The sequence below is a fragment of the Cyanobium sp. Candia 9D4 genome, from assembly GCF_024346155.1.
GTDB classification, from domain to species: Bacteria; Cyanobacteriota; Cyanobacteriia; order PCC-6307; family Cyanobiaceae; genus Cyanobium; species Cyanobium minutissimum.
In genome coordinates this window covers 15,340-35,492 of the sequence record NZ_JAGQCK010000010.1, presented here as the reverse complement: position 1 = coordinate 35,492, position 20,153 = coordinate 15,340, and the positions used below count along the sequence as shown (strand labels likewise).

Here is a 20,153-nt window from a genome sequence, read left to right as displayed (position 1 = left end):
ACCTTTCGTGAATGTAAAGCCACCCGATCGGCCCGGACCCGCGCCGTTGCCGGTCCGGGGTGGGGCTCACTCCTCGCTGAGGCCCACCAGGCGTTCGATCACGTCCTCCACGACCCGGTCCGGGGTGGAGGCGCCGGAGGTGATGCCCACCCGCACCGGCCCCTCCGGCAGGAAGGGCTCCAGGATCTCGAGCTCACCGCCCAGGGGCTTGTGCTCGATGCGGTTGCCCGGCCCGATGCGCTCGGGAGTGTCGATGTGGAAGGAGCGGATGCCGCGGCTGACGGCGATCTCCTGCAGGTGGGTGGTGTTGGAGGAGTTGTAGCCGCCGATGACCACCATCAGGTCGAGGGGCTCGTCCACCAGGGCGAACATGGCGTCCTGGCGCTCCTGGGTGGCATCGCAGATGGTGTTGAAGGCGAGGAAGTGCTCGTCGAGCTCGGCGGGGCCGTAGCGCTGCATCATGGTCCGCTCGAACAGGCGGCCGATCTCCTCGGTCTCGCTCTTGAGCATGGTGGTCTGGTTGGCGACGCCCACCCGCACCAGATCCCGGTCGGGATCGAAGCCGGGGGAGCAGGCGTTGGCGAAATGGCTCATGAAGGCCTCGCGATCGGTGGCCCCCTGGCCCCGCTCGAGGATGAAGTCGCTGACCATGCGGGCCTCGGCCAGGTCCAGCACCACCAGGTAAGTGCCGGCGAAGGAACTCGTGGCCAGGGTCTCCTCGTGCTTCACCTTGCCGTGGATGATCGAGGTGAAGGCATGCTTCTTGTGCTTCTCGACGGTGTTCCACACCTTCGAGACCCAGGGGCAGGTGGTGTCGACGATGTGGCAGCCCCGCTCGTTGAGCAGCTGCATCTCCTGCACGGTGGCGCCGAAGGCCGGCAGGATCACCACATCCCCGGTGCCCACCTCGGAGAAGTCCTTGACGTCGTCGTCGACCGGGATGAAGCGGACGTCCATCTGGCGCAGATGGGCGTTGACCGAGGGGTTGTGGATGATCTCGTTGGTGATCCAGATCCGCTCGCTGGGGTAGTGGCGGCGGGTTTCGTAGGCCATCGCCACCGCCCGCTCCACGCCCCAGCAGAAGCCGAAGGCCTCCGCCAGGCGGATCTTGAGCCGTCCGCGCTGCAGGACGTGGCCGTTCTCCCGCAGGCTGGCGATCAGGTTGCTCTGGTAGGCCTGCTCGAGGCTGCCCGCGACCTCGTCGCCCAGGCCGAAGCCGCGGCGGTTGTAGCGATCCGAGTGGTGGAGGGAGCGCTTGAAGGCACGGGTGTCCACAGGCAGGTACCGGGTTGTGCCGACTCTATGGGGGTCGGCGGTGGGACGGGCGAAAAAAAACCGCGGCGTGAGCCGCGGTCGGTTGCGGGAGCAGGCCCCGGGAGTCAGTTGGTGGAGGCGACGAAGTCGGGATAGGCCTCCATGCCGTGCTCGCCGATGTCGAGACCCTGCACCTCTTCATGCTCTTCGACGCGGATGCCGCCGGAGACCGCACCGAGCACGCTCCACACGATCCAGGCGGTGATGATCGTGAAGATGGAGAAGACGAAGGACCCCAGGATCTGGATGCCGAGCTGGCTGAAGCCCCCGCCGAGCAGCAGACCCTTGTCGGCGTTGAACAGGCCCACCGCGAGGGTGCCCCAGATGCCGCCGATGCCGTGGACGGAGAAGGCACCCACGGGGTCGTCGATGCCGATCGAATCGACGAAGCTGACGGCGTAGACGACGATGGCGCCGCCGATGAAGCCCACGACCCAGGCGGCCCACATCGGGAAGCCGTCGCAACCGGCGGTGACAGCCACCAGGCCCGCCAGGATGCCGTTGATGGTCATCGTGAGGTCCGGCTTGCCGGAGTGGATCTGGGAGAACAGGGTGCCGGCGATGCCGCCGCCGGCGGCGCCCAGGGTGGTGGTGACGGCGATGTAGGGCACCAACTCATTCATCGCCAGGACGGAGCCGGGGTTGAAGCCGTACCAGCCGAGCCAGAGGATCAGGCAGCCGAGGGTGGCGATGGCCAGGTTGTGGCCGGGAATGGCCTGCGGCTTGCCGTCGATGTATTTGCCGATGCGGGGGCCGAGGATCATGGCGCCCACAAGGCCGGCCCAGGCGCCGACGGTGTGGACCACGGTGGATCCGGCGAAGTCGATGAAGCCGAGTTTGTTGAGCCAGCCTTCACCCACATTCCACTGCCAGGAACCGGCGATCGGGTAAAGAACGCCGACCAGCACCAGGGAGAAGATGACGAACTCGTTGAACTTGATGCGTTCGGCCACCAGACCGGAGACGATCGTGGCGGCGGTGCCGGCGAATGCCACCTGGAAGAGGAAGTCGACGCTGGGAACGAGCTTGCCTTCGGTCACCATCTCGGCGGTGACGGTGGGGTCAAAGAAGAACCCGCCGAACTTGAAGACCCCTGGGATGACCCAGGAGGCGTTGTACATGATCTTGTAGCCGATGAACCAGTACGCCGTGGCGGCCAGGGCGAAGACGATCAGGTTCTTGGCCAGGATGTTGACGGCGTTCTTCTGGCGGCAGAGCCCGGCTTCCACCATGGCGAAGCCGGCGTTCATGAAGATCACCAGGAAGGCCGCGATGGACAGCCAGAGGTTGTTGATCAGGAAGGCGGGAGTGAGCTCGGGCAGTTCGGCCGCGTGGGCCGACAGGTTGAACACGCCCAGGATGAACAGGGCCAGAGGCACACAGGCGAACCAGGTGAGGCCGGTCCGGGAGGAGAGACCACGTACCTTGCGCATTAACAGGGCCGGGGCCTCCAGCAGGCTGGCCTCGCTGAGACTTCTCGGCGGTCGAACCTTGTGCGGGTGACTTGAATCGATCATGGGAACGTGGTGAAGAGAACGTTCGACTTCTGACGCCGGAGTAGGCATCAACAAGCTCCGACTATCCATGACGGACACCCGTTCCAATGTCTGATTCGCTACCAAATCAACCGGAGGCCGCCGCGCCCTCCGGCAGGCCGGGACAGGGCCAATCCTTAAAGGATGCAAAGAAATCCTAGAAATGTTCAGAATGGACAGTGCAGAGGCGCTAGAAATGCATCAGGGAAGCCCCAGCGGTCTCCCCGTCTCCGCCTTTGTCCCCATGGCCCGTTCCGCCCTCTGCTACCGCGGTCTCCGCTACGACCACACCCACGACGAGCTCCCCTCGCCCGCCCCGATCGACCACGTCTACCGCGGTCATCACTACGACGCGCCGCTGCGGCACCAGCCGTCGCCGGTGGATGGGGCCCTCGACCTCATCTATCGCGGCACCCACTACCACCATCACCAGGCCTGAGCGGCCAGGCCCAGCCAGGTCACGGCCGCGGCATCGAAGCTGAAGCGGCAGGGCAGCACGTCCACCCCGGCCGCCGCGGCGGCCCGGAACAGCTCCCCGTAGCGGGGGTCGGCGCTGTCCCCCGGCGCGAAGCGCGTCACGTCGCCGCGGCTCAGGCATGGCACCAGCACCGCCCGGGCCCCGGGCACCAGGGCGGTGAGCTCCACCAGGTGCTTCTGGCCCCGTTCGGTGACCGTGTCGGGGAACAGGGCCAGGTCGCCGTCGCTCCAGGTGGTGTTCTTCACCTCCAGGTAGATGGGCCGCGGGTCGGCGGCGCCCTCCGCCGGTGTCAGCAGCAGGTCGATCCGGCTGCGGCGCCCCTCGCCGTAGGGCACTTCGGCACGGATGCTGCCGATGGGGCCCAGCCAGGGCTCCAGGCAGCCTGCCTCGATCGTGGCCCGCACCAGCCGGTTGGGCAGGGCCGTGTTGACGCCCACCCAGACCGGGTTGCCGCCGTGGCCGGGCACCTCGGCCTGCTCCCAGGTCCAGGCCAGCTTGCGGCTGGGTGAGGGGTCGTGGCGCAGGCGGACCCGTCCGCCCGGCCGCAGCACCCCGGTCATCGGCCCGGTGTTGGGGCAGTGGGCCGTCACTGTGCGGCCATCGTCCAGTTCCACGTCGGCCAGGAAGCGCTTGTAGCGCTTCAGGAGCACCCCCTCCACCAGCGGACCGGTGGACAGCACGGGCACGGCATCGGTCGCTGGGGCCATGGGGTCGAGTGCCCGGGGGGAGCCGGCCATACTGCCGTGCGTTCCGATGGGCAGTGCCCCGCCGCCATGGCCCGATCCCTGCGCCGCATCGCCCTGATCGTGGGGGCGGCCACGGCCCTGAGCAAGGTGGCCGGCCTGCTGCGCCAGCAGGTGATCGCCGCGGCCTTCGGTGTGGGCGCGGCCTACGACGCCTACAACTACGCCTATGTGCTGCCGGGGTTCCTGCTGATCCTGCTCGGCGGCATCAACGGCCCGTTCCACAGCGCCATGGTCAGCGTGCTGGCCCGGCGGCCGCGCCACGAGGGCGCCCACGTGCTGGCCAGCATCAACACCCTGGTGGGGGCGGGGCTGATTGTCGTCACCCTGCTGCTGCTGGTGGCCGCCGATCCGCTCATCGATCTGGTGGGGCCTGGCCTGGACGCCGAGCGCCATGCCCTGGCCGTGCTGCAGTTGCGCTGGATGGCGCCGATGGCCCTGTTCGCCGGTCTGATCGGCCTCGGCTTCGGCGCCCTCAACGCCGCAGACGTGTTCTGGCTGCCCTCGGTCAGTCCCCTGCTCTCCAGCGTCGCCGTCATCGGCGGCATCGGCCTGCTCTGGTGGCAGCTGGGCAGCACCATCACCCTGCCCGCCACGGCCGTGATCGGCGGGGTGGTGCTGGCCGCCAGCACCACGGTGGGGGCGATCCTGCAGTGGCTGATCCAGCTGCCGGCCCTGGCCAAGGAGGGTCTCAACCGGCTGCAGCTGGTCTGGGACTGGCGCGACCCGGGGGTGCGGGAGGTGCTGCAGGTGATGGGTCCGGCCACCCTCTCCTCCGGCATGCTGCAGATCAACGTGTTCGTGTCCCTGTTCTTCGCCTCGGGGATGCCGGCGGCGGCGGCGGGCCTGGGCTACGCCAACCTGCTGGTGCAGACGCCCCTGGGCCTGCTCTCCAACGTGCTGCTGGTGCCGCTGCTGCCGGTGTTCGCCCGGCTGACGGCGCCGGAGGACCGGCCCGAACTGGTGGCCCGGATCCGCCAGGGCCTGATGCTCTCCAACGCCACCATGCTGCCCCTGGGGGCACTGATGGTGGCCCTGGCGGTGCCGATCGTGGCCCTGATCTACCAGCGCGGCGCCTTCGACCGCGGCGCGGCCGATCTGGTGGGCCAGCTGCTGATGGCCTACGGCATCGGCATGCCGGCCTACCTGGGCCGCGACGTGCTGGTGCGGGTCTTCTATGCCCTTGGCGACGGCAATACCCCCTTCCGCTGGTCCCTGGCCGGCATCGGCCTCAACGCCGTGTTCTGCTGGGCCTTCACCGGTGGCCCCACGCCGGGCTGGGGGCTCCAGCTGCCCATGCTCAACGCCGGCGCCGCCGGCCTGGTGCTGGCCACCGTGGCGGTGAACCTGATCACCTGCGCCGGCCTGCTGCTGGCCCTGAGCCGCCGGCTGGGGGGCCTGCCGCTGCGGCTCTGGGCCGCCGACAGCGGCAAGCTGCTGCTGGCCGCCCTGGCGGGCGGGGCGGCCTGCTGGTGGCTGTCGCTGGAGGTGGCCTGGCCCCCGGGGCTGGGGGGGCTGCTGCTCCAGAACACCCTCTGTGCCGCCCTGGCGGTGGGCCTCTACGGACTGTTGGCCAGCCTCGCCGGCGTGCCCGAGGCGGGCCAGCTGCTGCGGATGGTGCGCCGCCGGGCCTAGGGAAGCCGCACCTGGCGCTCCTCGCGCACCTGGACCGGAATCTCAAGATGGGAGCGGCCGATCATCTGGGGGCCGTCGATGGAGAAGATGCGGGCCTCGATGCCGAAATCGCGGAAGGCGCTCTCCAGCTCCTGGATCAGGGCCTTCTCCACCTGGGCCTCCGCATCGACCACCTTGCCGATCAGACGCCCGCCGAGCCGGCCGATGCGCTGGCGGACCACGTCACGGGCATTGGTGACTTCGATGACCAGCACGACCCGCCTGCGTGGGGCGTTACCCTATCGGTAGAACGGGCGTCTGGCCGCGGGCGTCAGCAAAAGGGTTGCAGCACGTCTTCGAGATCGCGCAGCTGGCCGGCGGGCACCAGGCGGGCCAGGGGCAGGCGCGTCGCCCCGCCGCCGATGGGCACCTGCACCGCCTCCAGGGCCTGGCGCGCGCAGACCTCGGCGCCCTGGTCGAGCCGGGCGGCGCATTCGATCGCCAGGATCTGGGCCAGGCCCGCATCGCCCAGATAGAGGTGCCAGCCGGCCACCTGCACATACAGCCGGTCGGCGATGGCCCGTGTCAGTTCCTCGAGATCGGCGGCGGCAAGCGTCATGGCTGGGTCTCGGGGCGTTGCACCACCACCACGCTGCCATGGACCAGCAGCAGGACAGCCCAGCCGATTGTCAGCCAGCCGAGGTGGGACCAGGGGTGGCGCAGGCCCTGGACGAACCAGAGGCCGCTGTTGACGGCGGCGAACAGGGCGGCATGGAGGGTCAGGTTCACGATCCGCTCGAAGTGCCGATAGGTGGGATCGTCGGGATCGGCGGGGCCGTACCAGCGGATCGGCATGGTGGTGAAGACCGCCGCAGGCGGTGGTTGGGCTCTGCTGCGGACCCTATCGGGCCGGGGGCGGCGGGGGCGTTGTTGACGGATCGGCACCCCGTGGGGTGAGAATGACCAGGCAGGCGCTTGTAGCTCAGCGGATTAGAGCATCTGACTACGGATCAGAGGGTCGGGAGTTCGAATCTCTCCAGGCGCGTTCCTTCCCACACCGCCCCCCGGGGCGGTTTTTTTCTGCCCGCGGGTGCTTCCGGGGCCTGTGGGCCGGGCCCGGCCAGGCCAGCGGCGTTTGCCTACGATCGGTTTCTCACCGAGTAGCCCCATGGCGGACCGAGCGGATCACGGCCCTGCGCACCCAGCTGCGTCCATCGACAGCCCCCTGGCCAGCGGCGATCCGGCCATCGCCGCCCTGATCGAGAAGGAGCTGCGGCGTCAGCAGACCCACCTGGAGCTGATCGCCAGTGAGAACTTCGCCTCCCGGGCGGTGATGGAGGCCCAGGGCTCCGTGCTCACCAACAAGTACGCCGAGGGCCTGCCCCACAAGCGCTACTACGGCGGCTGCGAGCACGTCGACATCATCGAGGACCTGGCCATCGCGCGGGCCAAGCAGCTGTTCGGTGCGGCCTGGGCCAACGTCCAGCCCCACAGCGGCGCCCAGGCCAACTTCGCCGTGTTCCTGGCCCTGCTGCAGCCCGGCGACACGATCCTGGGGATGGACCTCTCCCATGGCGGCCACCTCACCCACGGCTCGCCGGTGAACGTGTCGGGCAAGTGGTTCAAGGCCGTCCACTACGGCGTCGACCCCGAGACCCACCAGCTCAACTTCGACACCATCCGCCAGCTGGCCCTCGAGCACCGGCCGAAGCTGATCATCTGCGGCTATTCCGCCTACCCCCGCACGATCGACTTCGCCGCCTTCCGGGCCATCGCCGACGAGGTGGGGGCCTACCTGCTGGCCGACATGGCCCACATCGCCGGCCTGGTGGCCTCGGGCGTGCACCCCAGCCCGGTGCCCCACTGCCACGTCGTCACCACCACCACCCACAAGACCCTGCGGGGCCCCCGGGGCGGGCTGATCCTCTGCAACGACGAGACCTTCGGCCGCCAGTTCGACAAGGCCGTCTTCCCGGGGTCCCAGGGGGGGCCGCTGGAGCACGTCATCGCTGCCAAGGCCGTGGCCTTCGGTGAGGCGCTGCAGCCCAGCTTCCGCACCTACAGCCAGCAGGTGGTGCGCAATGCCCAGGCCCTGGCCGAGCGGATTCAGGAGCGGGGCATCGCCGTGGTCTCCGGCGGCACCGACAACCACCTGGTGCTGCTCGACCTGCGCTCCATCGGCCTGACCGGCAAGCTGGCCGACCGCCTGGTGAGCGACGTCAACATCACCGCCAACAAGAACACGGTGCCCTTCGACCCGGAGTCGCCGTTCGTGACCAGCGGCCTGCGCCTGGGCAGCGCCGCCCTCACCACCCGCGGCTTCGATGCCGAGGCCTTCCGCGAGGTGGCCGACGTCATCGCCGACCGGCTGCTCCACCCGGAGGATGCCGCAGCGGAACTGCGCTGCCGCGAACGGGTGGCCTCCCTCTGCGGCCGCTTTCCCCTCTATGGACGACAACGTGAGCTCCAGCACGCCTGACGGCCCCGTTCACCCGTAACGTGTCGCCTTCAGGACCGCACTCTTCCGGCCCGCCGTTGTGACCCTCGCCTACAGCCCCAACGCGGCGGCCCTGCTCACAGCCACCGCGGCGGCCCTGCTCACGGCGCTGATCGTGCCTGTGGTGCGGAGGCTCGGTCTGCGCTGGGGGCTCGTCGACCCCCCCGACGACCGCAAGCAGCACACCGGCCCCATGGTGCGGCTCGGCGGCATCGGCATCGTGGCCGGCTTCAGCCTCTCGCTGGCTTGCACCTGGACCTTCGGCGGCTTCGCCGACCTGCCGCCGGACAAGGACCAGCTGATCTGGACCACCCTGGCGGGGGCCCTCTGCTTTTTCGTGATCGGCCTGGCGGACGACCTGTTCGCCCTGCCCCCCCTGCCCCGCCTCTGCGGCCAGGTGCTCGTGGCCGCGGCGGTGTGGAACCAGGGGGTGCGCATCGGCAGCATCGACCTGCCCTTCGGCCTGGGGAGCTCGGTCGCCGGTCTGCCCCTGCCGGAGGGGCTGAGCCTGCTGGCCACGGTGGTCTGGCTGGTGGGGATCACCAACGCGATCAACTGGCTGGATGGCCTCGACGGGCTGGCGGCGGGGGTGAGCGGCATCGCCGCCGTCGGGCTGCTCTCGGTGAGCTTCAGCCTCAGCCAGCCCGCCGCCGGCCTGCTGGCGGCGGCCCTGGCCGGCAGCTGCCTGGGCTTCCTGCGCCACAACTTCAACCCGGCCCGCATCTTCATGGGGGACGGGGGTTCCTACTTCCTCGGCTTCGCCCTGGCGGCGATCAGCATCGTCGGCCCGGCCAAGCGGCTCACCAGCGTCAGCCTGCTGCTGCCCCTGATGATCCTGTCCCTGCCCCTGGCTGACATGTCGGCGGTGATCATGGGCCGCCTCCGGGCCGGCCGCTCCCCCTTCTACCCGGATCGCCGCCACCTGCACCACCGCCTGCTGCGGGCCGGCTTCAGCCATCGCCGCACCGTGGTGCTGATCTATGCCTTCACCCAGTGGCTGGCGTCCATCGCCCTGGTGCTGGCCAACGCCGAGATGCGCTTCCTCTGGCTGGCGCTGGCCACGGCGGTGCTGATCGCCGTGCTGGTGGTCTGCCGCCGCCAGATGCAGGAGGAGGCCAAGTGAGCGGGGCCCCCGGCGACGCCGGGGTGGAGGTGCTCTGCATCGGCACCGAGCTGCTGCTGGGCAACATCGTCAACGGCAATGCCCGCTGGCTGGCGGAACAGCTGGCGGCCCTCGGGGTGGTGCACCACCGCCAGCAGGTGGTGGGCGACAACCGGGAGCGGCTGATCGAGGCGGTGCGGCAGGCGGCGGGGCGCTGCCGGGTGCTGGTCACCACCGGCGGCCTGGGGCCCACCCCCGATGACCTCACCACCGAGGCGATCGCGGCGGCCTTCGGCGCCGACCTGGTGGAGCACGGCGAGATCTGGGCGGCGATCCAGGCCCGGATCACGGCCCGGGGCCGCACCGTGGCCCCCTCCAACCGCAAGCAGGCCCTGCTGCCGCGGGGGGCCCAGGTGCTGCCGAACCCCACCGGCACGGCGCCCGGGATGATCTGGACCCCGGTGCCGGGGTTCACCGTGCTCACCTTCCCGGGTGTGCCCAGCGAGCTGCGGGCCATGTGGCACGCCACCGCGGCCCCCTGGCTGCGGCAGGCGGGCCTGGCGGGCGGGGTGTTCGCCAGCCGCATGCTGCGCTTCTGGGGGGTGGCCGAGTCCGACCTGGCCGAGCGGGTGCACGACCTGCTGGCGCTGGAGAACCCCACCGTGGCCCCCTACGCCGGTGCCGGGGAGGTGAAGCTGCGGGTCACGGCCCGGGCCGCCGATGCGGCCGCCGCCACCGCCCTGCTGGCCCCGGTGGAGGAGGAGCTGCGCCGCCGCACCGGCAGCAGCTGCTTCGGCGCCGACGGCGACAGCCTGGCCTCGGTGGTGCTGGCGGCCCTGCGGCGCCGGGGCGAGACCCTGGCGGTGGCGGAGTCGTGCACCGGCGGGGGCCTCGGGGCCGCCCTGGTGGCGGTGCCGGGGGCGTCGGAGGTGTTCCTCGGTGGGGTGATCGCCTACGCCAACGCCGTCAAGCAGGCCCTGCTGGGGGTGCCGGCGGCGGTGCTCGAACGCCATGGGGCGGTGAGCGACCCGGTGGCCGAGGCGATGGCGGAGGGGGTGCGCCACCTCACGGGGGCCACCTGGGCCGTGGCGGTGACGGGCATCGCCGGACCCGGCGGCGGCAGCGACGGGAAGCCGGTGGGGCTGGTGCACATCGCCGTGGCCGGGCCCGATGGCTGCCGCAGCGAAGCGGTGCGTTTCGGCAGCGGCCGCGAGCGCGGCTGGATCCAGACGCTGACGGTGGGGGAAAGCCTGAACCGTCTGCGGTTACGGCTGAACACTGGGGCGATCTGAGCCGGCCTGATCGGAACATCTGCTGCCGCGGCCGCCATCGATCACGAATCCTGAGGCATGGACTTTTCCCCCCGGCCTGGCCCTTTTCCCCCGAAAGCAGGGACGTTTTCCACAGGTGGCGGCGGTCGGGCCGAGCTGCCGGAGGGGTCCTGGCTCCGGGCTGCGGGAAAGGCCTCCCCCCCTTGACCATGTCCCCCGGCAGGTACCGCCGCGGCGGCCACCCCCGGGCGGCGGCCGGGAAGCCGCCCCGCGCCGGGATTCTCAGCGGCGGTCCCTTGGGACCGGCCCGGTGTGGGGCGCTTTGACGCGGGGGGCGGCCCCATGGCCTGATGGGGGGGACCGACGACCAGCGCCGCATGAGCCAGATTCCCGACCACGCTCCCCGCACCGTGAGCATCGAGAACCAGATGCCGGAGGACCTGTTCGAGGCGATGCGGGAGTTCATCCGGGTGCACCCCCAGTGGGACCAGTACCGGCTCATGCAGGCCGCCCTCGCCGGTTTCCTGGTCCAGCACGGCAGCCACGACCGCGCCGTGGCCCGCCACTACCTCAACGGCCTGTTCCGCCGGGAGCCCGCCCCGGTGGATCACCCTCCTTCTAGGGTGGTTTCTGACCGTTCAGATCCTTCCTCTTGAGCGCCGGCACCCTCTACGACAAGGTCTGGGAGCTGCACCGCGTCGCCGATCTTCCGGGCGGGGCCACCCAGCTGTTCATCGGGCTGCACCTGATCCACGAGGTCACCAGCCCCCAGGCCTTCGCCGCCCTCGATGATCTGGGCCTGTCGGTGCGCCATCCCGAGCGCACGGTCGCCACGGTCGACCACATCGTGCCCACCACCTCCCAGGCCCGGCCGTTCGCCGACCCCCTGGCCGAGGAGATGCTCGCCACCCTGGAGGCCAACTGCGCCCGGCATGGCATCACCCTCCACGGCCTCGGCAGTGGCCGCCAGGGGATCGTGCACGTGATCGCCCCGGAGCTGGGGCTCACCCAGCCCGGCATGACCGTGGCCTGCGGCGATTCCCACACCTCCACCCACGGCGCCTTCGGTGCCATCGCCTTCGGCATCGGCACCAGCCAGGTGCGTGACGTGCTCGCCAGCCAGAGTCTGGCGATGGGCAAGCTCAAGGTGCGCCGGATCCGGGTGGAGGGGACCCTGCAGAGCGGGGTCTACGCCAAGGATCTGGTGCTGCACGTGATCCGCACCCTGGGGGTGAAGGGCGGCGTGGGCTACGCCTACGAGTTCGCCGGCCCGGCCATCGAGGCCCTTTCGATGGAGGAGCGGATGACGCTCTGCAACATGGCCATCGAGGGCGGGGCGCGCTGCGGCTACGTCAACCCCGATGCCGTCACCTTCGCCTATCTCAAGGGGCGGCCCCATGCCCCCGCCGGCGAGGCCTGGGAGCGGGCCGTCGCCTGGTGGAGCGCCCTGGCCTCCGGTCCCGACGCCGTCTTCGACGACGAGGTGGTGTTCGATGCGGCCACGATCGCGCCCACCGTCACCTGGGGCATCACGCCGGGGCAGGCCATCGGCGTCGACGAGGCCGTGCCCACCCTCGAGCAGACCGACAGCGATGAGCGGCCGATCGCCGAGGAGGCCTACCGCTACATGGACCTGCGCCCCGGGGCGCCGATCGAGGGACTGCCGGTGGATGTCTGCTTCATCGGCAGCTGCACCAACGGCCGCCTCAGCGACCTGCGGGCCGCCGCCGCCGTCGCCCGCGGCCGGCAGGTGGCGGCGGGCATCAAGGCCTTCGTGGTGCCGGGCAGTGAGCAGGTGGCGGCCGCCGCCGAGGCCGAGGGTCTCGATGCGGTGTTCCGCGAGGCCGGCTTCGAATGGCGCGAGCCGGGTTGCTCGATGTGCCTGGCCATGAACCCCGACCGGCTGGAGGGGCGCCAGATCAGCGCCAGTTCCAGCAACCGCAACTTCAAGGGGCGCCAGGGTTCCGCCACCGGCCGCACCCTGCTGATGAGCCCTGCCATGGTGGCCGCGGCGGCGGTGAGCGGCCACGTGGCCGACGTGCGCCGCTTGATCGCCACCCCGTCCTCCCCTGAGCCCGCCGCCACCCCAGCATGAGCGCCACCCCCTTCCCGGCCGGACCGATCCAGCAGTGCCAGGGCCGTGCCGTCGTCGTGCCCGGCGACGACATCGACACCGACCGGATCATTCCGGCCCGCTATCTCAAGTGCGTCACCTTTGACGGGCTGGCCGAGGGGGTCTTCGCCGATGACCGCCGCGAGCGGGCCGGCGACCACCCCTTCGATCGGGCCGACAACCAGGGCGCCGCGATCCTGGTGGTCAACCGCAACTTCGGCTGCGGCTCCAGCCGGGAGCACGCCCCCCAGGCGCTGATGCGCTGGGGCATCCGGGCGGTGATCGGCGAGAGCTTCGCGGAGATCTTCTTCGGCAACTGCCTGGCCCTGGGCATCCCCTGCCTCACTGCCGACCATGCCACGGTGCTGGCCCTCCAGGCCGCCATCGCCGCCCATCCCGGTGCCCGGCTGCAGCTCGATCTCGAGCCGCCGCGGGTGGTGCTGGAGGCCGATGGCGAGTGTCTGGAATGGCCCCTGGAGCTGGCCCCCGGCCCGCGTCGCATGCTGGTGAGCGGCGAGTGGAACGGCACGGCCCAGCTCGTGGCCCACGACGCCGAGCTGCGGGCCACCGCCGGCCGGCTCCCCTACCTGGACGGCTTCGTCGCCGCCTAGAAGGGGCGCTGCAGGACCCCCTGGGTGGGGTGGTAGGGGATGAAGGGCGTGCCCGGCCCTTGGAAGTTGAAGTCGTTGAGCCGCACGCGGATGCCGCCCAGGCCGTCGTAGGGGCTGTAGTACACGCCGATCTCGTAGGAGCGGCGCTGCCAGCGCAGCTCCAGGTAGGAGCCGGTGACATCGCCGTAGAAGCCGGAGTTGGGATCGACGTTGAAGCCGATACCGCCGCTGAAGACGAGCGGCCCCACGATCTGCTGCGACAGGCCGATGCCGACCGTGCCCAGGTCGACGGCCCGGTCGAAGTTCAGCGGGCTCTGGCCCTGCCGCAGGGTGATGCCCCCGGTGATGGTCAGCTGGGTGTAGTCGAAGAACGGCTTCTCGAAGCGCCCCAGGGTCAGGGTGGGCCCGCCGGAGAGTCCGATCGTGTTCTGGTTGGTGCCGTCACTGAAGTAGGCGGCCACCCCGAGCAGGTTGGCGTTGAAGCGCAGGCCTGGAACGATCGGCACCGGTGAATTGGCCAGCGAGACCACCGGCGGACTGGTGGTGGGCTTGCCGGTCCAGATCGGGTAGGAGAAGTTGAACGAGCCGATGGCGTTGGCGCGCCACACCTGCAGCAGATCGGTGCCGGTGGTCGGGTTGGCCTGGAAGTTGCCGACCCCCATCCGCCAGTAGTAGCTGCGGGCCAGTTTCCCCCAGCTGGGCAGGCTTCCCTGCTGCTCCAGCGAGACGCCGTAGGCGGAGTAGACGTCCTGCTCGCCGAGGGAGCCGTTCCAGGTGCGGAAGCGGTAGGCCCCGAAGAGGCGCATGGTGCTGAAGCCCAGCACGGGCACCTTCACCAGACGGGACAGGTCGCCGAAGCTGCGGGTGCCGTTGGCGAAGTTGTCGGGATTGAAGGTGGAGATGGAGAGGCGGGCATCGGCGTTGAAGCCGAGCACCGGCCCGGTGAGGCGGGCGTCGAAGCCGAAGTAGTCGCCGGTCTTGGCCGGCTGCTCGACGATGTTGGTGGAGCCCGGTGGCGATCCCGGCAGCGGGTAGGCGTCGGTGTTGCCGGTGTAGAGGCGCTGGACCATCACCTGCGGCTGCAGGTTGAGGAGCCCCTTCTCGCCGATCTTGATCGGGATGTTGTAGCCGAGGAAGAAGCCGTCCCGGTCCTCGCGGTCGTTGCCGATCACGAGGGGATTGCTCACCTCGTCCTGCTTCTGGATGCGGCGCTGGCGCGCCACCCGGATCGGCAGGCGATCCTCCAGGCGCAGCGTGTTGCGGCGCGCCTTCACCAGGGTGTCGCCGTTGGGCAGCAGGGTGATGACCACCTTCTCCGAATCCATCCACGACTGGGCCGGCGTGAACGGGTCGTTGGTGAAGCCCACCCGATCCCCGGAGAGGGTGTTGGGGGTGATCTTGAGGCGCCGGGCCTGGATGCGCCAGCGGCTCACGGTGCCCTTGATCAGCTCCTGGTTGCCTTCGGTGGTCTGGTCCTTGAGCTGCTCGGGGCGGGTGGTGCCGAAGTCGTTGGCCACCTCCGGCGTGGTGAACTCCCGCGGAAAGCCGAAGCGCCGCTCCGCCTTGAGGCTGCGCTCGAAGGTCACGTTCTCGACCCGCTGGGGGATCCGGCCGATGGCCTCGCGGCGCAGCCGTTCCTGATGCCGGGCGTTGCGCCACACCCCGCCCTTGTCTTCCGGCGGTTTGACGGGTGGGGTCGGGGCCGGCTGGCCGCTGGTGCCGGTCCAGCCCGGACCCATCGTCACCTGCTCGAGCTGCTGGGCCAGCCCGTCGGGCTGCTCGCTGGCCAGGGGCGGGGCCTCCGGACAACCCTGGGCGGGCGGCACCGGCATCGGCTGGCTGGCGGGCTTGTCGGTGCCGAAGCGGTAGCGCAGGCCCACCAGATAGGCGTTGCTGCCCTCGCTCACGCCGCTGAAGGTGCCGTAGGCCCCGGAGCGGTGGTGGATGCGGCCGACGGCCGACCAGCGGGGCGTGACCAGGGCCTCCACCTCGAAGGCCAGATAGTTGAGCAGGCGCGCCGAGTTCTGGCGGAAGGTCTGCTCGTAGTTGCTCTTGGCGGTGAGGACGCTCAGGCCCTCCACGAAGTAGACGTTGAGCCAGGGCCGCAGCCACAGGCGCAGGCCGAGGCCGCCGGTGAACTCGCCGAAGCTCTGGCCGGGGGTGTCGGAGAAGGGGACGGCCTGGTTGAAGCCGCCCCCCGGCTGGGCGCTGGCCCGGTGACCCAGCAGGTTGGCATCGAACTCCAGCGACAGGGGCCCGGCCTGGAAGAGGCGACGCTGCAGGCCGATGCCGCCGAGGTATTCGGGCCGGAAACGGCCGCTGAAGGTGAAAGTGTCGCCGAATTCACCCGCATACATCTGGCCGGCCCAGGTGGTGACGGCCCAGGGGTAGGGATGCCACACGGGCACCGCCGGATAGGAGGGGGTGCAGCTGATCGGCTCCGGCGGCGGCAGGGGCTGGGAGGCCTCGGCCTCGAGGTCGAAGTCCTCCTTGGTGCTGTCGAGATCGATGACGCCATAGACGTCGTCGATCTCCCCCACCCCCTCCAGCAGGGCATAGCGGAGGCGGCTGCCCTGCAGGTACTGCTGGCCGCGCTGGAAGCGCACGTTGCCCACCGCATAGAGGGTGCGGGTGGTGGCCTCGAACTCCAGCCGGTCGGCCAGCAGGCGGCCACCGGCCAGGCGGGCCATGACGCTGCCGGTGGCCACGAAGCGCTGCAGCTGACCGTCATAACCCTGCTGGTTGGCGGTGAGCTCCAGCTCCAGGGGCATGGCGTCGCCGGCCGGTGCGGCCTCCAGACCCAGAACAGGTGCTGGTGGGGCGGCGGGGTCGGCCGGGGTGGGCTCCGCTGCGGGATCGGGCTGGGGCGTGACCGCCAGGGGGCGACGCCTCGGGGACGGAGGCGCAACGGCGGGTGCCGGATCGGCGGGGGCCTCGACGCCGGCCTGGGGATCGGCGCCAGGCGCGACCTGGGGCTCGTCGTCGAAGGGATCCGGGGTGGAAGCGGCGCCGGGGGTGGCGGGCGCCGCCGAAGGGAGCTGGGCCTGGGCGGCCTGAAGCCTGGAGGGTGCGTCCGGCCGTGCCTGGGCCGGTGCGGCCGTCAGCGTCAGCCCAGCGGAGATGCCCAGCCACAGGACCAGCCCGGGGGTCAGGCCTGCAGGGGCCTGGGGACGTCCCGAGCGGGGATGGAGCACCACAGGCAGCGCATGAGCGGCAAGAACGCGGCCGATCCTGCCATGGGAGTTCGGGGGCGTCCCCCGCGGCGGTCCGGTTGTCCGGACGGGTGGCGGGCGGAGCCGCCGCCGAAGGGGTCAGTCCTCCAGGTCCTTGCGGCTGGGGGAACGGGTGGGATCGCTGGCCAGGAAGCCGAAGACGAAGATCCCGATGAAGAAGAAGACGACGGAGTAAACCGAGATCTTGAGAGCGAGCATGGTCTGTCCGGCGGGTGACAGGGAGTGACAGGCGCCGGTACGGGTCTCGATGACCCCTCGGCAGCCGCATCATCTTATGGGTGGTGGTTGGCCATCCAGGCTGTCCGATGCCGTTTGGCGGGGGCAACCGGCTCCGATTGAAACGTTTCGGTCACGTTCCCCATGCCCCGGCCCCTGGATCTCCAACCCCTCTGGCAGGCCGACCAGCCCGGGGGCGGAAGCGGTCCGGCGCTGGGGGGGGAGTGGGGGCTGCGGCATCGCCCCGACTGGGCGGCCCGGGGCCTGATCATCTGGCCGCGGGGCGGCCAGTGGTGCCGTCTGCGCCTGCGCTGCCCGTGCCCGGAGGGCTGGGTCCCCCTGGCGGCGGGGGCCCGGGCGCGACTGGCGCTGCGCTGGTGGGCCGACAGCGCCGAGCTGTGGGTGGATGGCCAGCGCATCCACAGCGGCGATCTGTTCGACACCGCCTGCCGCTGGCCCCTGCCCGAGCGCTGGTGGCGGGGGGAGGTCCTGGATCTGGAGCTGCGGCTGCGCAGCCCCCTGCACGACGACGGCGCCCTGATCAGCAGCCGCATCGAGCTGGAGCCCCTGGATCCGGCCGATCCCCTCGGCCTGCTGGCGGCCACCGCCGCCGAGCTGCGGGAGCTGCGCCGTGAGCACCGCCGCGACGGGGCGCCGGGGGAGGGGGTGCTCCAGGTGCTGGGCCACGCCCACCTCGATCTGGCCTGGCTGTGGCCGGTGGCCGACACCTGGCAGGCGGCGGAGCGCACCTTCGCCTCCGCCCTCGATCTGATGGAGCGCTTCGAGACGCTCCACTTCGGCCACTCCACCCCGGCCCTCTACGCCTGGCTGGAGCGGCACCGCCCGGCCCTGTTCGCCCGCGTCCGCCGGGCGATGCAGGCGGGTCGCTTCGAGCCGCTCAACGGCCCGTGGGTGGAGAGCGACTGCGTGCTGCTCTCCACCACCTCGCTGCTGCGCCAGTTCCAGGAGGGCCAGGCCTACAGCCTGCGCACGTTCCCGGAGTGGAGCCACCGGCTGGCCTGGCTGCCGGACAGCTTCGGCTTCGCCGCCGGCCTGCCGGCGCTGGCGGCCGCCACCGGGGTGCGCTGGTTCTGCACCCACAAGCTGGCCTGGAACGCCACCAACCCCTTCCCCCACCGGCTGTTCCGCTGGCGCAGCCGCTGCGGGGCCGAGGTGCTGGCCCTGATGACGGCGCCGATCGGCACCGACGGCGACCCGGTGGCGATGGAGCGCTACCGGCTGCAGTGGCAGCGGGCGAGCGGCTGCGCCGACGCCCTCTGGCTGCCCGGGGTCGGCGACCACGGCGGTGGCCCGACCGCCGAGATGCTGGAGCAGCTGGCGCTCTGGCAGGACCAGCCGGCGGCGGCCGGCCAGCGCCACGGCACCCTGCGCGCCTATCTGGAGCCGTTGGAATCGCTGGCGGGGCAGCTGCCGGTCTGGCGCGACGAGCTCTACCTGGAGCTGCACCGCGGCTGCCCCACCAGCCGGCCCGACCAGAAGCGCCACAACCGCAGCCTGGAGCGGCTGCTGCGGGAGGCGGATCTGGCCGCGGCGCTGTTCGGCCGGCCGGCACCGGCCGCCAGCGACGACTGGCGCACCCTGCTGTTCCAGCAGTTCCACGACATCCTGCCGGGCACGGCGATCCCGGAGGTGTTCGAGCAGGCCGAGCCCCAGTGGCGGGGCGCCCGCCGCCGGGCCGCCCGCCGGCGCGACCGGACCCTGCGGCGGGGCCTGGCGGCCGCGGCGACCAGCGGTGGGACGGCCGCGGCGACCAGCGGTGGGACGGCCGCGGCGCCCGCCAGCGCCGCCGAGCCCTGGTGTGTCGTGCAGCTGCAGCCGCTGCCGGCCCAGTCCCGCACCCTGCGGCTGCCGGCCGGCGACTGGTGGCTGGCGGCGGCGGACGGCGAACGGCGCCTGGCCGGCCAGCCGGCCCCCGGGGGTGGCCAATGGCTGCAGATCCCCGCCCTCGAGGGGGTGGAGGTGCGGCACTTGCGGCGACACCCGGCGTCCGCCGGCAGCGGCGGCGCTGCGGCGACCGGGGCGGTGGCGGCGCCCGTGGTGGGGGCGGTGCGGCTGGAGCGGGTCACCGGCGGCGAGCCGGACCGCTGGCGGCTGGGCAACGGTCTGGTGTCGGCGCTGATCGGCCCGGCGGGGGTGGAGCAGCTCTTCGATCGGGACGGCATGCCCCAGCTGGCGGGGCCGCTGGCCTGGTGCCGCTGGCGCGACCGGGGCGAGTTCTGGGATGCCTGGGACCTGGCCGCCGACTACCGCGAGCACCCGCTGGCCTGGATCTGGGAGGGGGTGCCGCAGTGGCTGGAGACGGGGCCGCTCTGCGCCCGGTTCGTCTGGCGCGGGCGCTGCGGCCAGAGCCCGGTGCGCCTCGATGGCCGCCTGCTGGCGGGCAGCCCCTGGCTCGAGCTGGTGCTGGGCACCCAGTGGCGGCAGCGCCACGAGCTGCTGCGGCTGGAGATTCCCCTGGCCGACCCGGCCTGCCGCTGGGCGGCCGACACGGCCGGCGGGGTGATCGAGCGGCCGGCCACGGCCCGCACCGCCCGGGAGCGGGCCCGCTGGGAGGTGAGCGCCGTCAGCTGGATGGCCGCGGTGGGCCCGGGCCGCGGCGACGGGCTGGCGGTGTTGCTCGACGGCCCCCAGGGGGTGTCGGCGACGGCGGAGCGCCTGGGGGTGTCGCTGCTGCGGGCACCCACCTGGCCCGATCCCGGCGCCGACAACGGCTGGCAGCGGCAGCGGCTGGCCCTGCTGCCCTGTCCCGGCGGCTGGCGGGCGGCCGCGGCGCCCCAGCAGGCCACCCGGCTGCGGGAGCCCCTCTGGTGTCGGCCGATGGAGCCGCCCTCCGCAGCAGGCGCCGAGGCCGGGGGGGCGGCCGACACGCTGTTCCCGTCCCTCGGCGAGGACCTGCAGCTGGTGGCCCTGCGGCCCCTGCCGGCGGAAGGAAGCGCAACGGACGACGGGGCCGAAGCGGGCGGGGTGCTGCTCAGCGTCCAGAACCTGGGGCCCTGCCGGCGGCGCTTCTCAGCCGGACCCGACTGGACCGTGCTCGGGCCCTGTGACGCCCTGGGCCAGCCCCAGGCGGCCGGCGAAGGGAGTCCGCACCCGGACGAACAGGGGACCCAGCCGCTGGCCCTCGGCCCCTGGCAGCTGGGGCACTGGCGCCTGCGGCGAGGGCCGGCGGGGAGCGCGGCGGCTCAGTCGTCGTGATCGTCGAAGGGGTCGGTGAGGCCCTTGGACGGCGGCCCGAAGGCGGTGTACACCCCGAAACCGGTCAGGGCCAGCAGCACGGCGAGGACCGCGAGGGCCACGGAGAGGGCGGGGGAGGTGCTGGCGGCGGGATCCATGGAGGGGTCTCAGGCGGGGGAGGGGTCGCGGGGCCGGGGGGCTTCCGTCACAACTCTCGACAGCCCAACTCGG

18 protein-coding genes and 1 tRNA gene are annotated in these 20,153 nt (G+C 71.6%); 10 read left to right on the top strand and 9 right to left on the bottom strand.

Annotated elements, in window-relative coordinates:
* Positions 1–66 precede the first annotated feature (66 nt).
* Together KBZ08_RS14660 and KBZ08_RS14655 are read right to left on the bottom strand one after the other, a co-directional pair.
* Positions 67–1,275 (bottom strand): 4-hydroxy-3-methylbut-2-enyl diphosphate reductase, encoded by a 1,209-nt coding sequence (locus tag KBZ08_RS14660; protein ID WP_106220966.1) that lies wholly within the window; start codon positions 1,273–1,275, stop codon positions 67–69.
* A gap of 104 nt (positions 1,276–1,379) precedes the next feature.
* Positions 1,380–2,831, bottom strand: coding sequence for an ammonium transporter (locus KBZ08_RS14655; protein ID WP_106220964.1), 1,452 nt, complete (start codon positions 2,829–2,831; stop codon positions 1,380–1,382).
* Between the two features lie 262 nt (positions 2,832–3,093).
* Here KBZ08_RS14655 and KBZ08_RS14650 point away from each other — a divergent pair, with 262 nt between their 5' ends.
* Positions 3,094–3,288 carry a DUF4278 domain-containing protein gene (locus KBZ08_RS14650; protein ID WP_106220962.1) on the top strand — a complete coding sequence of 65 codons (195 nt, stop codon included), beginning with the start codon at positions 3,094–3,096 and terminating at the stop codon, positions 3,286–3,288.
* Here the strand turns inward: KBZ08_RS14650 and sfsA are convergent.
* On the bottom strand, positions 3,276–4,034 hold the full coding sequence (sfsA, locus tag KBZ08_RS14645; protein ID WP_254973902.1) for a DNA/RNA nuclease SfsA: 759 nt from the start codon (positions 4,032–4,034) through the stop codon (positions 3,276–3,278). The two genes, KBZ08_RS14650 and sfsA, sit on opposite strands and share 13 nt — an antisense overlap.
* A 66-nt stretch (positions 4,035–4,100) precedes the next feature.
* On the opposite strand from sfsA, the gene murJ reads away from it, so the two are divergent.
* Complete coding sequence (gene murJ, locus KBZ08_RS14640) at positions 4,101–5,705, top strand: murein biosynthesis integral membrane protein MurJ (protein WP_106220960.1); 1,605 nt, start codon at positions 4,101–4,103, stop codon at positions 5,703–5,705.
* Here murJ and KBZ08_RS14635 read toward each other — a convergent pair.
* The 3 genes from KBZ08_RS14635 to KBZ08_RS14625 are packed head-to-tail and all read right to left on the bottom strand — an operon-like array spanning position 5,702 to position 6,539.
* Positions 5,702–5,959, bottom strand: coding sequence for a hypothetical protein (locus KBZ08_RS14635; RefSeq protein WP_015109642.1), 258 nt, complete (start codon positions 5,957–5,959; stop codon positions 5,702–5,704). The genes murJ and KBZ08_RS14635 overlap by 4 nt on opposite strands.
* Before the next feature lie 56 nt (positions 5,960–6,015).
* A complete protein-coding gene (locus tag KBZ08_RS14630; RefSeq protein WP_015109641.1) occupies positions 6,016–6,303 on the bottom strand; it encodes a DUF3181 family protein in 288 nt (95 codons plus the stop codon).
* Positions 6,300–6,539 (bottom strand): 2TM domain-containing protein, encoded by a 240-nt coding sequence (locus tag KBZ08_RS14625; protein WP_106220958.1) that lies wholly within the window; start codon positions 6,537–6,539, stop codon positions 6,300–6,302. Before KBZ08_RS14625 ends, KBZ08_RS14630 begins: the two co-directional genes overlap by 4 nt.
* A 116-nt stretch (positions 6,540–6,655) precedes the next feature.
* On the opposite strand from KBZ08_RS14625, the gene KBZ08_RS14620 reads away from it, so the two are divergent.
* The 7 genes from KBZ08_RS14620 to KBZ08_RS14590 all read left to right on the top strand — a co-directional run bounded on the left by KBZ08_RS14620 (position 6,656) and on the right by KBZ08_RS14590 (position 13,278).
* A tRNA-Arg gene (locus tag KBZ08_RS14620) sits at positions 6,656–6,729 on the top strand.
* 123 nt (positions 6,730–6,852) lie between these two features.
* Positions 6,853–8,163, top strand: coding sequence for a serine hydroxymethyltransferase (gene glyA / locus KBZ08_RS14615; RefSeq protein ID WP_106220956.1), 1,311 nt, complete (start codon positions 6,853–6,855; stop codon positions 8,161–8,163).
* Positions 8,164–8,221: 58 nt separating this feature from the next.
* Positions 8,222–9,304: an MraY family glycosyltransferase gene (locus tag KBZ08_RS14610; RefSeq protein ID WP_254973900.1), complete on the top strand. Its 1,083-nt coding sequence runs from the start codon at positions 8,222–8,224 to the stop codon at positions 9,302–9,304.
* Positions 9,301–10,575: a competence/damage-inducible protein A gene (locus KBZ08_RS14605; RefSeq protein ID WP_254973899.1), complete on the top strand. Its 1,275-nt coding sequence runs from the start codon at positions 9,301–9,303 to the stop codon at positions 10,573–10,575. The genes KBZ08_RS14610 and KBZ08_RS14605 overlap by 4 nt, the downstream gene beginning before the upstream one ends.
* Before the next feature lie 329 nt (positions 10,576–10,904).
* Positions 10,905–11,210 carry a DUF2811 domain-containing protein gene (locus tag KBZ08_RS14600; RefSeq protein WP_286160964.1) on the top strand — a complete coding sequence of 102 codons (306 nt, stop codon included), beginning with the start codon at positions 10,905–10,907 and terminating at the stop codon, positions 11,208–11,210.
* Positions 11,207–12,649, top strand: a complete 1,443-nt coding sequence (gene leuC / locus KBZ08_RS14595; RefSeq protein WP_254973896.1) for a 3-isopropylmalate dehydratase large subunit — start codon at positions 11,207–11,209, stop codon at positions 12,647–12,649. Before KBZ08_RS14600 ends, leuC begins: the two co-directional genes overlap by 4 nt.
* Positions 12,646–13,278, top strand: coding sequence for a 3-isopropylmalate dehydratase small subunit 2 (locus KBZ08_RS14590; protein ID WP_106220950.1), 633 nt, complete (start codon positions 12,646–12,648; stop codon positions 13,276–13,278). The genes leuC and KBZ08_RS14590 overlap by 4 nt, the downstream gene beginning before the upstream one ends.
* Here the strand turns inward: KBZ08_RS14590 and KBZ08_RS16410 are convergent.
* The gene (locus KBZ08_RS16410; RefSeq protein ID WP_315861265.1) at positions 13,275–16,472 is read right to left on the bottom strand and encodes a DUF3769 domain-containing protein; all 3,198 of its coding nucleotides are present in this window, start codon (positions 16,470–16,472) and stop codon (positions 13,275–13,277) included. The genes KBZ08_RS14590 and KBZ08_RS16410 overlap by 4 nt on opposite strands.
* 117 nt (positions 16,473–16,589) lie before the next feature.
* Positions 16,590–16,709 carry a photosystem II reaction center protein I gene (locus KBZ08_RS14580; protein ID WP_015109632.1) on the bottom strand — a complete coding sequence of 40 codons (120 nt, stop codon included), beginning with the start codon at positions 16,707–16,709 and terminating at the stop codon, positions 16,590–16,592.
* Positions 16,710–16,871: 162 nt separating this feature from the next.
* Here KBZ08_RS14580 and KBZ08_RS14575 point away from each other — a divergent pair, with 162 nt between their 5' ends.
* On the top strand, positions 16,872–19,943 hold the full coding sequence (locus KBZ08_RS14575) for an alpha-mannosidase (protein ID WP_254973895.1): 3,072 nt from the start codon (positions 16,872–16,874) through the stop codon (positions 19,941–19,943).
* On the opposite strand, the gene psbN is transcribed toward KBZ08_RS14575, so the two are convergent.
* Positions 19,931–20,080 carry a photosystem II reaction center protein PsbN gene (gene psbN / locus KBZ08_RS14570; RefSeq protein ID WP_015109630.1) on the bottom strand — a complete coding sequence of 50 codons (150 nt, stop codon included), beginning with the start codon at positions 20,078–20,080 and terminating at the stop codon, positions 19,931–19,933. The genes KBZ08_RS14575 and psbN overlap by 13 nt on opposite strands.
* Between the last annotated feature and the right edge of the window lie 73 nt (positions 20,081–20,153).

Excerpts from the sequence above, each read along its gene's own strand:
- murJ (WP_106220960.1), top strand. The coding sequence starts at position 4,101 with ATGGCCCGATCCCTGCGCCGCATCGCCCTGATCGTGGGGGCGGCCACG.
- sfsA (WP_254973902.1), bottom strand. The coding sequence starts at position 4,034 with ATGGCCCCAGCGACCGATGCCGTGCCCGTGCTGTCCACCGGTCCGCTG.
- KBZ08_RS14625 (WP_106220958.1), bottom strand. The coding sequence starts at position 6,539 with ATGCCGATCCGCTGGTACGGCCCCGCCGATCCCGACGATCCCACCTAT.
- KBZ08_RS14580 (WP_015109632.1), bottom strand. The coding sequence starts at position 16,709 with ATGCTCGCTCTCAAGATCTCGGTTTACTCCGTCGTCTTCTTCTTCATC.
- KBZ08_RS14600 (WP_286160964.1), top strand. The coding sequence starts at position 10,905 with ATGGGGGGGACCGACGACCAGCGCCGCATGAGCCAGATTCCCGACCAC.
- KBZ08_RS14575 (WP_254973895.1), top strand. The coding sequence starts at position 16,872 with ATGCCCCGGCCCCTGGATCTCCAACCCCTCTGGCAGGCCGACCAGCCC.
- KBZ08_RS14590 (WP_106220950.1), top strand. The coding sequence starts at position 12,646 with ATGAGCGCCACCCCCTTCCCGGCCGGACCGATCCAGCAGTGCCAGGGC.
- glyA (WP_106220956.1), top strand. The coding sequence starts at position 6,853 with ATGGCGGACCGAGCGGATCACGGCCCTGCGCACCCAGCTGCGTCCATC.
- KBZ08_RS14650 (WP_106220962.1), top strand. The coding sequence starts at position 3,094 with ATGGCCCGTTCCGCCCTCTGCTACCGCGGTCTCCGCTACGACCACACC.
- psbN (WP_015109630.1), bottom strand. The coding sequence starts at position 20,080 with ATGGATCCCGCCGCCAGCACCTCCCCCGCCCTCTCCGTGGCCCTCGCG.
- KBZ08_RS14630 (WP_015109641.1), bottom strand. The coding sequence starts at position 6,303 with ATGACGCTTGCCGCCGCCGATCTCGAGGAACTGACACGGGCCATCGCC.
- KBZ08_RS14655 (WP_106220964.1), bottom strand. The coding sequence starts at position 2,831 with ATGATCGATTCAAGTCACCCGCACAAGGTTCGACCGCCGAGAAGTCTC.